Genomic DNA, 13,943 nt, shown 5'->3' on the forward strand with positions numbered 1-13,943 from the left:
AAGGCCGCGATTATAGCGCAAACAGACCTATCAACACCCCGCCGGTGATGGCGGCGAAGCCGACGGCGACCTGTCTGGCGAGATTCCAGCCGCCGATGAACACGACCATGCCGAACTTGAATGCCAGGTTGGAGAGGAAGGCGATGACGATCGCGATGACGGTCTGTTGCTCGCTCAACTGCCCGAGGTTGAACAGGCGCAGGCTCGACAGGGTGATGGCGTCCACATCGGTCAGTCCGGACACCAGTGCCACGGCATATAAACCCTGACTGCCGGCGATGTCGGCCATCCAGGCCGAAACGAACAACACCACGACATACAGCAGGCCGAAGCCGAATGCAGCGTGCAGTTCGGCAGGGTTGGCGGTTGCCGGCACGTAGAGTTCTGTACCTTTGCGCAACTGTCGCCAGTGGTATATGGCAACCGCCAGTCCTGCCAACAGGCCGCCGGCGAACACCGCGATCAGTCCCGGCAGGCTGCCGTAGGCCACCACGGAGCTGACCACCAGCAGTCGCAGCAGCACGACCATGCTGGCGATGACGATGACCGATGCGGCCAGGTTGAGCATGGCCTGATCGCTCTTGCTATGTTTCGCATAGATCATCGTGGTGGCCGTGCTGGATACGAGCCCGCCGAGAAAACCGAGCAGCGGCGCGCCGTAGCGCGTGCCTATCAACTGCAATGCGGCATAGCCCGCGAGGCTGATGCCGGAGATCAGCACCACCATCAGCCAGGCCTGGTACGGGTTGAAGGCGTTGTACGGCCCGAAGTTCTCGTCGGGCAGGATGGGCAGCACGATGAAGGTGAGCACGGAAAATTGCAGCACCGCCACGAGGTCGCGGCGCGTCAGTCTCTGCGATATGCCGCGCAGTTCGGGTTTGAAGTAGAGCAGGGCGGTGATGCCGATCGCCAGCATTACGGCGAGTTTGGCGAGGTCGTACCAGATCATCGCACCTAGCCCGTAGCTCATCAGCAGGGCGATGACCGTGGTGGTGCCCGGTTCGGTCGGATCGGGCGGTGCGTTGATGTAGGCCGCGACGATCATGCCCGCGACCGCGACCAGTCCGGCGATTAGTATCCAGGGCGAGCCCGCCTTGCTGGCGAGCAGCGCGCACAGCGTGCCGAATATGGCGACCAGCGTAAAGGTGCGCAGACCGGCCTTGGCCGACGGGTTACGTTCGCGCTCCAGCCCAATCAGCAGGCCGATGGCGAAGCTGGTGAGGAACTGCGGCAGCGCTTCGATGCCGTGCACTTGCAGGAAAGCGGTGTCCATCGTTTATTCCTTCGTTTGCCAGTGGCGGATGAGGAGTTGGAGGCTTTGCGATCCATTGTATTCATTGACACTCAGGCTGTACACGGCGTGGATGTGTTCCGGCAGCTCCTCGTTGTGGCCGAACAGCATCGCCTCGACGGGCTGGCCGTTCGCGCTCAGGCGCAATTTGAGGTGCTTCTCGCCGACCACGCGCTGATTCATCACGGCAAAGTCATTGCTGAACTGTGGTGCTGGGAAGCCCTGGCCCCACACCTGCTCGTCCAGCAGGTGCGCCACTTCCAGCGTCATATCCTGTTGCGCCAGCGCTCCGTCGGTCTCGATGCGACGCGCCAGGTCTTTTGCATCGAGCATGTCGCGCGCGGCTTGCTCGAAGGCGGCGGTGAAATCGGCCAAGTCAACTTCGGCGATGCTCAGCCCAGCCGCTGCGGCATGGCCGCCGAACTTCCTGATCAGCGCAGGATGCCGTTTACTGACCAGGTCCAGCGCGTCGCGCAGGTGCAGCCCGGAAATGGAGCGGCCCGAGCCCTTGATCTCGCCGTTATTGGCGCGCGCGAAGGCGATCACCGGGCGGTGGAACTTGTCCTTGAGGCGAGAGGCGAGGATGCCGATCACGCCCTGATGCCAGTTCTCGTCGAACAGGGCGAGGCTGTATCTGTCTTGCGGGTCGTACTGTTCGAGCGTCGCCAGCGCGCTGTCCTGCATGTCGGCTTCGATGCTGCGCCGCTCGCGGTTGAGCGCGTCCAGCTGCGTGGCGATCCGCAAGGCGGTGGCAGGGTCATCGGTCAGCAGGCAGGCGATGCCCAGGCTCATGTCGTCCAGCCGTCCTGCCGCGTTCAGTCGCGGCCCGACGGTGAAGCCGAGGTCCTGGCTGGAGACGCGCTCCGGATTTTTCCTCGCCACTTGCAGCAACGCATTGATGCCGGGACACGCGCGTCCGGCGCGGATGCGCAGCAGGCCCTGCTGCACGAGGATGCGGTTGTTCTGGTCCAGCTTCACCACGTCGGCGACGGTGCCCAATGCCACGATGTCGAGCAGGTCGGCGAGCCTGGGTTCGGGGCGGTCGGCGAATGCGCCGCGCGTGCGCAGTTCCGCGCGCAAGGCCAGCAGCACATAGAAGATCACGCCGACGCCCGCGAGGTGCTTGCAGGGGAAGGTGCAGCCGGGCTGGTTGGGGTTGACGATGCAGGCCGCGTCCGGGAGCGTGTCGCCGGGCAGGTGGTGGTCGGTGACCAGAACTTGCATGCCCAGCCGGTTGGCCTCGGTGACGCCATCGACGCTGGCGATGCCGTTGTCCACGGTGAGCAGGATGTCAGGGCTTTGCTGTGCTGCGAGGTGGACGATCTCGGGCGTCAGGCCGTAGCCGTATTCGAAACGGTTCGGCACGATGAAATCGACCCGCGCGCCGAAGCTGCGCAGCCCGCGCACGGCCACCGTGCAGGCGGTCGCGCCGTCGGCGTCGTAGTCGGCGATGACGAGGATCTGTTTGCGTGCGGCGATGGCGTCGGCCAGTTGGCGCGCCATTTCGTGCACGCCCTTCAGTTCGTCGAAGGGGAGCAGGGCGCCGAGTGCAGTATCCAGTTCCTTGCTGTCGGCGATGCCTCGCGCCGCATAGACTCGTGCCAGGGCGGGCGGGTAGCCGCTGTCGAGCAGGTATTGAAGGGCGGGCGCAGGGATGTCGCGCGGGGTGATGGCTGTCATGGGGCGGCGGTTCGGGATACTGGAAATTCCGGCGAGTGTAGCAAACTGCGGCAATTCGCCGCCTCGTTTTTTTCGGGCAATTGAGCTAGAATCGCGCCCACTTTTTTAAGTCAGGCATAAAAATCGTGGCATTGATTGTTCAGAAGTACGGCGGTACCTCGGTCGGAAGTCCGGACCGCATCAAGAACGTGGCGCGCCGCGTCGCGAAATTCAAGGCACAGGGTCATCAGGTCGTGGTGGTGGTCTCCGCGATGAGCGGCGAGACCAATCGCCTGGTCGCTCTCGCGCACGAGATGCAGAAGCATCCTGATCCGCGCGAGCTGGATGTGATCATCTCGACCGGCGAACAGGTCACCATCGGCCTGCTGTCGATGGCGCTGAAAGACATCGGTCTCAAGGCCAAGAGCTACACCGGCGGCCAGGTCAAGATCCTGACCGACAGCGCCTTCACCAAGGCGCGCATCGTCAGCATCGACGAACAGAACATCCGTGCCGACCTGGAGAATGATCACGTAGTCGTGGTCGCAGGGTTCCAGGGCATGGACGAGGACGGCAACATCACGACGCTGGGTCGCGGCGGTTCCGACACCACCGGCGTGGCGATCGCGGCCGCGCTGCGCGCCGACGAGTGCCAGATATATACGGACGTGGACGGCGTCTATACCACCGACCCGCGTGTCGTGCCCGAGGCGCGCCGCCTGAAGACCATCACCTTCGAGGAAATGCTGGAAATGGCCAGCCTGGGTTCCAAGGTGCTGCAGATCCGCTCGGTGGAATTCGCCGGCAAGTACAAGGTCAAGCTGCGCGTGCTCTCCAGCTTCGAGGAAGAGGGCGAGGGCACGCTGATTACTTTTGAGGATGAAGAAAAAATGGAAAAAGCCATTATCTCCGGGATCGCGTTCAATCGCGACGAAGCCAAGATCACCGTGTTGGGCGTGCCCGACAAACCCGGTATCGCCTACCAGATCCTGGGGCCGGTTTCCGACGCCAACATCGACGTGGACATGATCATCCAGAACGTCAGCGAAGACGGCACGACCGACTTCTCCTTCACCGTGCATCGCAACGAATTTGCCAAGGCGATGGACATCCTGAAGAACCAGGTGCAACCGCACATCGGCGCACGTGAAGTGGTCGGCGACAACAAGGCGGCCAAGGTGTCCGTGGTCGGTGTGGGCATGCGTTCGCACGTCGGCATCGCCAGCAAGATGTTCCGCACCCTCGCGGAAGAAGGCATCAACATCCAGATGATCTCCACCTCAGAGATCAAGATTTCCGTCGTCATCGACGAGAAATATCTGGAGCTGGCCGTGCGTGTGTTGCACAAGGCCTTCGATCTGGATCAAGAAGACGCATAAATCGCATAATCAGTTTGACCTTTCCGAACGTTTGCACTATTATTCGCGGCCTTCGGAGAGGTGGCCGAGAGGTCGAAGGCACGCCCCTGCTAAGGGCGCATACGAGCTTAAACTTGTATCGAGGGTTCGAATCCCTCCTTCTCCGCCAAGGTACCAGTAGTAATGTTGTTAGATGCGCCCGTAGCTCAGCTGGATAGAGTACTTGGCTACGAACCAAGGGGTCAGGAGTTCGAATCTCTTCGGGCGCACCAGAAATTACACGGGTTAGATCAGAAATGATCTAACCCGTTTTTATCAGAAGTAAAGTTTTACACGCGCCCGTAGCTCAGCTGGATAGAGTACTTGGCTACGAACCAAGGGGTCAGGAGTTCGAATCTCTTCGGGCGCACCATATAAACAACGGGTTAGATCAGAAACGGTCTAGCCCGTTTTTTCTTTCGAAGGAACTTTGAAGGGACTCAGCCTTTTCCCTAAAAAGCATCTCCAGATTCGCGTTGATCCGGTTGCGCTCATCTGTAATTAGATTCAGGGCATCCAGCAGCTCACGTAGTCTGTCGACTCAAAGTAGTCAAGATGGCAGTCTCAACAGCATGAAAAAGCTAAATGAGCTTCCATCGGCACGAATGATTTTTGCCCGCAACATGAAGGCGGGACGTCAGGCATTAGGTTTGTCTCAGGAAGAGTTGGCTGATCGTTGCGGTTTGCATCGGACCTACATTGGCTCTGTCGAGCGTGGTGAACGAAACATTTCTGTGGACAATATGGAACGCATCGCCTTGGTGCTGGGCAAAACATTGTCGTCCATACTTGAGGCATCTGAAGAAACTAGGCCAAGTCGATCAGGCCAATAGCAGACTATAACCCTGGCACGCGACCGTCTCCTGTTCGGTCTTCGGTGCATTGTTTCTTGTCGTAAACCCTACAACCTCCCGCCCCCGTCTTGTTCCGCACATGCGGGTTGAGTGCGATATTGCAGTAATTTCACAATTAAACAGTTGGTTAAAGCGTCGTCTCAAGGCTGGCACGCAGTTTGCGGAGTATCAGGCACTAACACCCTGATAGGAGCGAACCATGATCAACCTGACCTCCAATGCACTCTCTGCCGTGGAGAAATTCATCAAAGGCTCGGACGTGCCTGTGGCCGGATTGCGCATCGCCATTTCCGGCGGCGGCTGCTCCGGCTTCCAGTATGCGATGTCGCTGGAGCAGATCAAAAATGAAGACGACGTCGTGGTCGAGTACGGCGCGGTGACGCTGCTGGTCGATCCGCTCTCGGCGCCTTTGCTGGAAGGTGTGACGGTGGATTTCATCGACAGCCTGAACGGCCGCGGCTTCAAGTTCGAAAACCCGAATGCCAGCTCGAGCTGTGCGTGCGGCCAATCTTTCTCGGCATAGGAGCCTCGCCATGTGGGACTACTCGGACAAGGTCAAGGAACACTTCTTCCAGCCGCGCAACGCGGGACCGCTCGAAGGGGCGAATGGCGTGGGCGACGTCGGCTCGATCTCCTGCGGCGATGCGCTGCGCCTGATGCTCAAGGTGGAGCCGGATACGGACATCATCCTTGATGCGCATTTCCAGACCTTCGGTTGCGGATCGGCGATTGCGTCTTCTTCCGCGCTCACCGAGATGATCAAGGGCAAGACGCTGGACGAGGCGCTGAAGGTCAGCAACCAGGACATCGCGGATTACCTCGACGGCCTGCCGCCGGAGAAGATGCATTGCTCTGTGATGGGGCGCGAGGCGCTGCAAGCGGCCGTGGCCAACTATCGCGGCGAAGCGTGGAGCGACGACCACGAGGAAGGCGCGCTGGTGTGCAAGTGTTTCGCCATCGATGCGGTGATGATAGAGGACACCATTCGCGCCAACAATCTGTCCTCGGTGCAGGACGTGACCAACTACACCAAGGCGGGCGGCGGATGTTCCTCCTGCCACGAAGGCATCGAAGAAATCCTGGTGAAGGTGATGGCCGAGCGTGGCGAGACGTTCAAGCCGGGTGCCGGAACGAAAGAGGAAGCAGCTCCTTCTGGCATGACCAACCTGCAGCGCATCCGCAAGATCGAAGCGGTGCTGGAGTCCGTGCGTCCGCAGTTGCAGCGCGACCACGGCGATATCGAACTGGTGGATGTGGACGGCAAGACCATCTACGTCAACATGACCGGCGCGTGCTCCGGTTGCCAGATGGAAGCACTGACGCTGCAAGGTATCCAGCAGAAGTTGATGGAGGAGCTGAAAGAGTTCATCAAGATCGTGCCGACCAAGGCCGGTGCGCTGACCCGCGCCAGCTGTCATCCTTGAGGAGCGAGCATGACTGGCATCTATTTCGACAACAATGCGACTACGCGGGTCGATCCGGTGGTGGTGGAAGCCATGCTGCCGTATTTCACCGAGCAGTTTGGCAATCCTTCGTCCATGCACAGCTTCGGCAACAAGGTCGGCCTCGCGATCAAGAAGGCGCGCATGCAGGTGCAGGAGCTGCTCGGTGCGGAACACGACTCCGAGATCATCTTCACTTCTTGCGGTACCGAGTCGGATTCCACAGCGATCCTCTCCGCGTTGAAGGCGCAGCCTGAACGCAAGGAAATCATCACCACCACCGTGGAGCATCCGGCCATCCTTACCCTCTGCGCCTATCTGGAGAAGGAAGGCTACAAGGTGCACTACCTCAAGGTGGACGGAAAAGGACGCCTCGATCTGGACGAATACAGGAGGCGGCTCACCGACCAGGTCGCCGTGGTGTCGGCCATGTGGGCGAACAACGAGACCGGCACGTTCTTCCCCGTGGTCGAAATGGCCGAGCTGGCGAACGCGGCCGGCGCGATGTTCCACACCGATGCGGTGCAGGCCGTGGGCAAGGTGCCGCTGAACCTGAAGGACACCAAGATCGATATGCTTTCCGTATCCGGCCACAAGCTGCATGCGCCCAAGGGCATCGGCGTACTGTACCTGAAGCGCGGCACGCGTTTCCGTCCACTGCTGCGCGGCGGCCATCAGGAGCGAGGTCGCCGCGCGGGCACCGAGAACACCACCTCCATCGTCGGGCTGGGTAAGGCCGCCGAGATGGCGATGGAAGCGATGGCATACGAGAACACCGAGGTGAAGCGCCTGCGCGACAAGCTGGAGGCGGGCATCCTCGCGAAGGTGCCGCGTTCCTTCGTCACCGGAAATCCGGACGACCGCCTGCCCAACACCAGCAACATCGCATTCGAGTTCATCGAGGGCGAGGCCATCCTGCTGCTGCTCAACAAGTTTGGCATTGCCGCGAGTTCGGGTTCCGCCTGCACCTCCGGCTCTCTGGAGCCGTCGCACGTGATGCGCGCGATGGGTATCCCGTACACCGCCGCGCACGGCACGGTGCGCTTCTCGCTGTCGCGCTACAGCACCGAGGCCGAAGTGGACCGCGTGATCGCCGTGGTGCCCGAGATCATCGCGCAACTGCGCAAGCTGTCGCCGTACTGGGATGGAGACGGCCCCAAGGAAGAGGCGTTCGCGCCGACCTACGCGTAAGGCAAACATCATGTCCCGCACCATCATCATCGACGACACCACCCTGCGCGACGGCGAACAGACCGCCGGGGTGGCGTTCACGCTGGATGAGAAGCTGGACATTGCGCGCCAGCTCGATGCGCTGGGCGTGCCGGAACTGGAAGTCGGCATCCCGGCAATGGGCGAGGAAGAGCGCGACAGCATCAACGCCGTGGCTTCACTCGGCCTCAATGCGAAACTTATCGCGTGGTGCCGGATGTGCAGGGAAGACATCCTGGCTGCAGAAGAAGTCGACGTGCAGCTCATCGACCTTTGTATCCCGGTATCGGACGTCCAGATCAGCAAGAAACTGGGGCGCGACCGGGACTGGGTGCTGGATACTGTCCTCGACCTGGTGTCCTTCGCCTGCGATCAGGGCGTGGGCATCATCGTCGGCTGCGAGGACGCCTCGCGCGCCGATCCCGAATTCCTGTTGCGGGTGGCCGAGGTTGCGCAGACTGGAGGGGCGCAGCGCATCCGCTTCGCCGATACACTGGGGGTGATGGAGCCGTTCGGCGTGCACAAGGCCATTGCAGCATTGCGTGCCGCCTGCGACCTCGAGATCGAGATGCACGCGCACGACGATCTCGGACTGGCCACCGCCAACAGCCTCGCCGCCGCATTGGCGGGCGCGACGCACCTCAATACCACGGTGAACGGACTCGGCGAGCGTGCCGGCAACGCGCCGCTGGAAGAAGTTGCACTGGGACTGAAAAAGCTCTACGGCATGGAAACCGGCATTGACCTCGCGCATTTCACCGGCTTGTCGGAGAAGGTCGCCGCCGCTTCGGGCCGCCCGGTGCCCTGGCAGAAGAGCGTGGTGGGCGAGGGGGTGTTCACGCATGAGGCGGGCATCCATGTCGATGGTCTGCTGAAGGACCCCGATACCTATCAGGGCTTCGATCCCGTCGAGGTCGGCCGCCGCCACAAGCTGGTAGTCGGCAAGCATTCCGGCGCGCAAGGCGTCATCGCCGCCTATGCCGGCATGGGGCTGAACCTGAGCCAGGCAGAAGCGCGCGCGCTGCTGCCGGACATCCGCGCCTTCGCCGAGCGCGCGAAGCGTTCGCCAGCCGATCAGGAACTGTTGTTCCTTTACCAACGCTACATCGGGCGCACTCAGCCCGGCGCTGGACATTAGAGGGACATCATGGACGAAGTGATGACAGCCGGAGCCGTGATAGAAAAACCAGCGCAGCCCTCGTTGCTGCGGCTGCTGCGCGAAGACGTCAGCTGCGTGTTCCAGCGCGACCCGGCGGCACGTTCGCGCTTCGAGGTGCTGACCACCTATCCCGGCGTGCACGCCATCCTGCTGCAGCGCATTGCACACCGTTTATGGAAAGTGAAGCTGCGCTACCCCGCGCGTTTCCTCTCCTGGTTCGCGCGCCTGCTCACCAACATCGACATCCATCCGGGCGCCACCATCGGCCGGCGCTTCTTCATCGACCACGGCGCGGGCGTGGTGATCGGCGAGACCGCAGAGATCGGCGACGACGTGACGCTGTATCACGGCGTGACGCTGGGCGGCACCACCTGGAACAAGGGCAAGCGCCATCCGACGCTGGAAAGCGGCGTAGTGGTCGGCGCGGGCGCGAAGATACTCGGGGCGATCACGCTGGGCGAGCATGTGCGCGTCGGTGCGAACTCGGTGGTGGTGAAAGATGTGCCGTCGCACCGCACCGTGGTCGGCATTCCCGCCAAGGTTGTGCTACGCACCGAAGAAGCAAACGCAGACAACATCTACGGCATCAACCTCGACCATCACCTGATCCCCGATCCGGTGGGGCGCGCCATCGCCTGCCTGATGGAACGCATCGAGGTGCTGGAAGGACAGTTGTGCAAGCAGGCTGATCAGGTGGACGGGCAATGCCGCACCTGTGAGGGGGACGAGTTATGCGGCACCGAAGTGGCGCGTCAATTGAGGAAAGAATGATGGACTTGCTGGATTTCGAACAGACGGAGCTTTATTTCGACGAGCCGCTTAGCGCGGAGGTTGCCCAGCTGCTGCAGGAGGCTGCGAACAGCTACGGCAGCGAGGAGGCCGAGTCTAAACTGTTGCTGGCCAACTTCATGGCGCCGCGGCAACTGACGGTGCTGGTCGCGCTGTACCGTTATTACTATTACCAGCACCGCCTCGAAGACGCTCTGCTGGTGGCGGAGTGCACGCTGGCTGTGGCCGGGCGTCGGCTGGAATTTCCCTACAACTGGATGCATCTGCGCATCGCGAATGTGAGCTCGGGCGTGATGCAGTCGATGGGGCTGGTGCGTTTCTACCTGATGGTGTTGAAGGCCGCCGGATACGTCAACCTGCGGCTAGGCAACTATGCAGAGGGGCAGGCGATGCTGGAGAAACTGGTCGAACTGGACAGCCATGACCGCATCGGAGGGAAGGCATTGCTGGAACTGATACGCACTGAATTGGCCGCGAGTTACGAATCTCTGGAAAGGAGCGCATGATGGACGAACTGACACTGGACGAGGCGCTCGAGGAGTTGTCGACCGCTGAGGATTTTCTCGAATACTTCGGCATCGAATACGAACCGTCGGTGGTGCAGGTAAACCGTTTGCACATCCTGCAACGCTTTCACGACTACCTCGCCAAGGCAGGAACGCAGTCTGCGGTCGAGGCGGCGCGGCGCGTGGTGTATGCCACGCTGTTGCAGCAGGCGTACCAGGATTTCGTGAAATCCGACGCGCTCACCGAAAAGGTGTTCAAGGTGTTCCACATGCACGAGCCGCAGGTGAAATTCGTGCCGCTGAGTTCGATCACGGTGAACAAAGCGGGGGTGTGATGAATCCAGACTGTTCATGCCAACCGTTCGCCCTGATCCTTCGACCCAGCTCAGGACTAAAGGCGATGTCGAAGGGCCATTCATGGTTCGACGAGCTCACCACGAACGGCCTGTGGTACCCAAATGGACAACATTGGATGAGTGAGCAAGGAACCCTCCATGCTGCCTAAATTCGAATTCGGCGAAGAAGTCCGCATCATCCGCAACGTGCGCAACGACGGCACCTATCCCGGCGTGCCCACGGGCCAATTGCTGATCCGGCGCGGCAGCACCGGCTTCGTCATCAACGTCGGCACCTTCCTGCAGGACCAGCTGATCTACACCGTGAACTTCCTCGACCAGGACAAGATCGTCGGCTTTCGCGAAGAAGAACTCATCGGCATCGCAGAACCCTGGGTTCCAAGCCGATTCGAGAGCCGGGAGAAGGTGCGCAGCAAGGTCACGCTCGCCGTGCAAGGCTGCGTGCGCGCCACGCCCGGGGCGGAAGGCGAGATATTGAAGGTGCTGCGCGACGAAGCGGGGGGCGTGCAGTACCAGGTCATTTTCCACGACCATGTGCTGCAAGTGCCGGAAGCCGCTTTGGAGGCGGTGCATGTCTATGACGACGAAGAGGTGACGAATGCCGCAAGTCATTGAGTCCGGCGTGGCTTATCTTGCGCTGAAGGCTGCCCAGAAGCTTTACGGCAAGATCCCGGATGCCCTGAAACCGGACGAGTTCGAACGCGTGCAGAGTATGGCGCAGCAGCAGCATCAACTCGAAACTCGCGTGCTTGCCGCTCCCGAAGCGCGCGACGCGATGGTGCCGCCCGCCACGCTGAGCGCGGCGATGGATGAGATCCGCGGCCGCTATCCCAGCGAGGAAGACTTTTTCAGCGATCTGGAGCGTAATGGATTGGACGAGGCGGGCTTTGCCGCCGCGCTGGAGCGCGAGCTGAAAGTCGAGGCCATCCTGGAAAAAGTCGGCACGCGCGCCGCGCACATCAGCGACATGGACGTGGAGCTGTATTACCACTACCACCCGGACCAGTTCCGCCGTCCCGAGACGCGGCTGGCGCGCCACATCCTCATCACCATCAACGAGAACATCGCCGAGAACACGAGAGTGGCGGCGCGGCAGCGCATCGATGCCATCGCCGCGCGGCTGGCGAAAGAACCCCAGCGCTTCGAGGAACAGGCGCTAAAGCACTCCGAGTGTCCGACCGCGCTGGACGGCGGAAAACTGGGCGACCTGCCGCGCGGCAAGCTTTTCCCGGAACTGGATAAAGCCTTATTCGAATTGAATGCGGGTGAGGTGAGTGGCGTGCTGGAGTCCGAACTCGGCTTCCACGTCCTGCGCTGCGACGTCATCACCGAAGCCGGCGTGCTCAGTCTGTCCCAGGCCCGTCCTCACATCCGCAAGCTGATGGAACAGAAACGCAAACGGGTTTGTCAGCAGGCGTGGGTCAAGCAGTTGCTGGAGAAAAAATAGAAAGGCGACTGAGAGAAGACCTAGAAGAAACCATCGCATCTGCCAATTTCAGATCTCAACGTTGCTTTCTTAAACTCCAAGCAGGTCGCGAACTTTTTGGCGGTAGTCTTTTTGAGAATCAATAACATTGCGGCTAAATTTTATAAGGTTTGCTTGCCGAGCTTCGTCCATTGTAAGACCTCCTTCACTGAGTGCAGATCCCAGCGAAGAAAGATTACTCACAAAGTTGGCGTGAGCTAACTCGATTTCTGGATTAATAAATTTCCCTTCAATTGTGTCCACCTTGTTTAGGTAGCTGAATATTGAGCCACTCAGGCTGCTGTTAATAGCGCCATTCTGTAAATCCTTCAGCCACCTTCCGAAGTTCTCTCCTGAAAGCATATTCTGGTAGCTCTTAGCTAAGTCAATGTCAGCCAACTTTGATTGGTCGCTCTTGGTTTTGAGTTCTATCTCAATTAGTTGGGCTTGTTTTTGAGCGATCAGCTTGCGCCGTCCAATCTCCCGCTCACGTTCTTCCGTATGGAAGTCGTTACGCGCGCGTTTCCCAAATGACGCAGTGCGTGCAATGAAGAGCTCAACCCAAGAGAATGTGATGACATAACACAACGCAATTGCGATGGCGGCGGTGATGCTAGTGCCAGAGACGTTTGCTTCAATAAACGCGATTGCATCTTTGGCGCTCGGATTTTCAGTAAGGAAAAATACGATCACTTTCCAGTGATATACAGCGAGTGCGATAAGGGCGGCGCCCCAAACTGGGCTTCTATATCTCGCTGCAAGCTCATCCTTCAGGGATGTGAATAGGTCGGCAAATGTCGTCACAGGTGATTGTGGTTGGTTGGATGTTCCAAATGTACCGGAGTTGACGTGTTTTGACTATCCGCGAAAGATTCTACGACTTACCTGCCAGTTTAATTAGCGCCCATGCCTGCCCCTCGCATGACCGGCGGATGTTCGTATCTAGTGCCTTCAGCCATGCTTCGGGTATCGCCTCCAGCCCATACACCGCCCCTGCCAGTATCCCCGCGATCGCCCCCGTGGTGTCGGCATCGCCGCCGCGGTTGACCACGTCGATCAGGCAGTCGCGGAAATCGTCGGTGTCGAAGAAGCTCTGGAACACGGCTTGCAGCGTGTCGACGACATAGCCGCTGGGGTTGCGGCTTTGGCGTACTGCGCGGAACCTGAATTCGGGATGCTGTGCGGCGAGCGGGTGGGCGTGTTTATGCAGCAGATCGTTCTTGCTTGCGCCGCGTAGCGCGTCCTGCACCATGAACGCCAAGCATTCGCAGGCGGCATCGGAGAGAGTGCTGTAGTGGGTGACGTGGGCCTGTGCGCGGCAGGCGGCGCGCACGGCTTCTTCCGTCTGGCCGAAGGTAGCCAGCGCGACGGGCAGCACGCGCATCGCGGCGCCGTTGCCGGCGTCATGGTCGGAATAGAGCGCTTCCGGGTTGCCCGTCTTGCGGAACTGCAGCAGGTTGCGCCGTACAGTGTTGCCGATGTCCACGGGCTTAGCACGCATCCAGGCATCGAAGGCCTGTGCGGCGGCGAGTGCATCCACCCTGCCTTGCTTGAGGATGGACTCGCCCAGTGCGAGCGACATGGTGGTGTCGTCGGTGACCTGTCCCGGCTTGAGGTGCAGCCAACCTCCGCCGATCATCTTGTCGTGCACGCCGTATTGCGCGGCGATCTCGCGCGGCGTCATGAACTCCACCGTCGCGCCCAGCGCGTCGCCGATGGCGAGGCCGAGGTAGGCGGCGATGGCGCGGTCGGTGGTCATGCGTTTCTCGTAGGGGCGAGATTTATCGCGCCCTGACATGCCATCGAAAAATGGGCG

At 60.5% G+C, this 13,943-nt stretch carries 15 protein-coding genes and 3 tRNA genes; 14 read left to right on the forward strand and 4 right to left on the reverse strand.

The features are described from left to right. Positions 1–10 precede the first annotated feature (10 nt). Together FGKAn22_RS05280 and recJ are read right to left on the reverse strand one after the other, a co-directional pair. Entirely contained in the window at positions 11–1,273 is a 1,263-nt protein-coding gene (locus tag FGKAn22_RS05280) for an MgtC/SapB family protein (protein ID WP_212786923.1), read from the reverse strand. A 3-nt stretch (positions 1,274–1,276) separates the two neighbouring features. Next, entirely contained in the window at positions 1,277–2,971 is a 1,695-nt protein-coding gene (gene recJ / locus FGKAn22_RS05285; protein WP_212786924.1) for a single-stranded-DNA-specific exonuclease RecJ, read from the reverse strand. A 125-nt stretch (positions 2,972–3,096) separates the two neighbouring features. Here recJ and FGKAn22_RS05290 point away from each other — a divergent pair, with 125 nt between their 5' ends. The 14 genes from FGKAn22_RS05290 to nifM all read left to right on the forward strand — a co-directional run bounded on the left by FGKAn22_RS05290 (position 3,097) and on the right by nifM (position 12,109). Then, complete coding sequence (locus FGKAn22_RS05290) at positions 3,097–4,329, forward strand: aspartate kinase (protein WP_212786925.1); 1,233 nt, start codon at positions 3,097–3,099, stop codon at positions 4,327–4,329. Between the two features lie 54 nt (positions 4,330–4,383). After that, positions 4,384–4,477, forward strand: a tRNA-Ser gene (locus tag FGKAn22_RS05295). Between the two features lie 26 nt (positions 4,478–4,503). Further along, positions 4,504–4,580 (forward strand) — tRNA-Arg (locus FGKAn22_RS05300). Between the two features lie 63 nt (positions 4,581–4,643). Beyond that, positions 4,644–4,720: transfer RNA gene (locus FGKAn22_RS05305), tRNA-Arg, on the forward strand. Between the two features lie 199 nt (positions 4,721–4,919). Then, positions 4,920–5,180 carry a helix-turn-helix domain-containing protein gene (locus FGKAn22_RS05310; protein WP_212786926.1) on the forward strand — a complete coding sequence of 87 codons (261 nt, stop codon included), beginning with the start codon at positions 4,920–4,922 and terminating at the stop codon, positions 5,178–5,180. 220 nt (positions 5,181–5,400) lie between these two features. Continuing rightward, positions 5,401–5,724: a HesB/IscA family protein gene (locus tag FGKAn22_RS05315; RefSeq protein ID WP_212786927.1), complete on the forward strand. Its 324-nt coding sequence runs from the start codon at positions 5,401–5,403 to the stop codon at positions 5,722–5,724. A 10-nt stretch (positions 5,725–5,734) separates the two neighbouring features. Further along, on the forward strand, positions 5,735–6,625 hold the full coding sequence (gene nifU / locus FGKAn22_RS05320; protein WP_212786928.1) for a Fe-S cluster assembly protein NifU: 891 nt from the start codon (positions 5,735–5,737) through the stop codon (positions 6,623–6,625). Between the two features lie 9 nt (positions 6,626–6,634). Then, the gene (gene nifS / locus FGKAn22_RS05325) at positions 6,635–7,834 is read left to right on the forward strand and encodes a cysteine desulfurase NifS (protein WP_212786929.1); all 1,200 of its coding nucleotides are present in this window, start codon (positions 6,635–6,637) and stop codon (positions 7,832–7,834) included. 10 nt (positions 7,835–7,844) lie between these two features. Further along, a complete protein-coding gene (gene nifV / locus FGKAn22_RS05330) occupies positions 7,845–8,990 on the forward strand; it encodes a homocitrate synthase (protein WP_212786930.1) in 1,146 nt (381 codons plus the stop codon). A gap of 9 nt (positions 8,991–8,999) precedes the next feature. Continuing rightward, the gene (cysE, locus tag FGKAn22_RS05335; protein ID WP_425513852.1) at positions 9,000–9,782 is read left to right on the forward strand and encodes a serine O-acetyltransferase; all 783 of its coding nucleotides are present in this window, start codon (positions 9,000–9,002) and stop codon (positions 9,780–9,782) included. Beyond that, positions 9,779–10,306 (forward strand): hypothetical protein, encoded by a 528-nt coding sequence (locus FGKAn22_RS05340; protein ID WP_246487466.1) that lies wholly within the window; start codon positions 9,779–9,781, stop codon positions 10,304–10,306. The genes cysE and FGKAn22_RS05340 overlap by 4 nt, the downstream gene beginning before the upstream one ends. Continuing rightward, positions 10,303–10,641 (forward strand): nitrogenase-stabilizing/protective protein NifW, encoded by a 339-nt coding sequence (gene nifW / locus FGKAn22_RS05345; RefSeq protein ID WP_246487467.1) that lies wholly within the window; start codon positions 10,303–10,305, stop codon positions 10,639–10,641. The genes FGKAn22_RS05340 and nifW overlap by 4 nt, the downstream gene beginning before the upstream one ends. A 159-nt stretch (positions 10,642–10,800) precedes the next feature. Beyond that, positions 10,801–11,277 carry a nitrogen fixation protein NifZ gene (locus FGKAn22_RS05350; RefSeq protein ID WP_212786931.1) on the forward strand — a complete coding sequence of 159 codons (477 nt, stop codon included), beginning with the start codon at positions 10,801–10,803 and terminating at the stop codon, positions 11,275–11,277. Beyond that, a complete protein-coding gene (nifM, locus tag FGKAn22_RS05355) occupies positions 11,261–12,109 on the forward strand; it encodes a nitrogen fixation protein NifM (RefSeq protein ID WP_212786932.1) in 849 nt (282 codons plus the stop codon). The genes FGKAn22_RS05350 and nifM overlap by 17 nt, the downstream gene beginning before the upstream one ends. Before the next feature lie 69 nt (positions 12,110–12,178). Here nifM and FGKAn22_RS05360 read toward each other — a convergent pair whose 3' ends face one another. Both FGKAn22_RS05360 and draG read right to left on the reverse strand, forming a co-directional pair. Beyond that, on the reverse strand, positions 12,179–12,931 hold the full coding sequence (locus FGKAn22_RS05360; RefSeq protein ID WP_212786933.1) for a hypothetical protein: 753 nt from the start codon (positions 12,929–12,931) through the stop codon (positions 12,179–12,181). Between the two features lie 70 nt (positions 12,932–13,001). Then, complete coding sequence (draG, locus tag FGKAn22_RS05365) at positions 13,002–13,886, reverse strand: ADP-ribosyl-[dinitrogen reductase] hydrolase (protein ID WP_212786934.1); 885 nt, start codon at positions 13,884–13,886, stop codon at positions 13,002–13,004. Positions 13,887–13,943: the final 57 nt, after the last annotated feature.

The organism is Ferrigenium kumadai (assembly GCF_018324385.1).
Taxonomy (GTDB): Bacteria; Pseudomonadota; Gammaproteobacteria; order Burkholderiales; family Gallionellaceae; genus Gallionella; species Gallionella kumadai.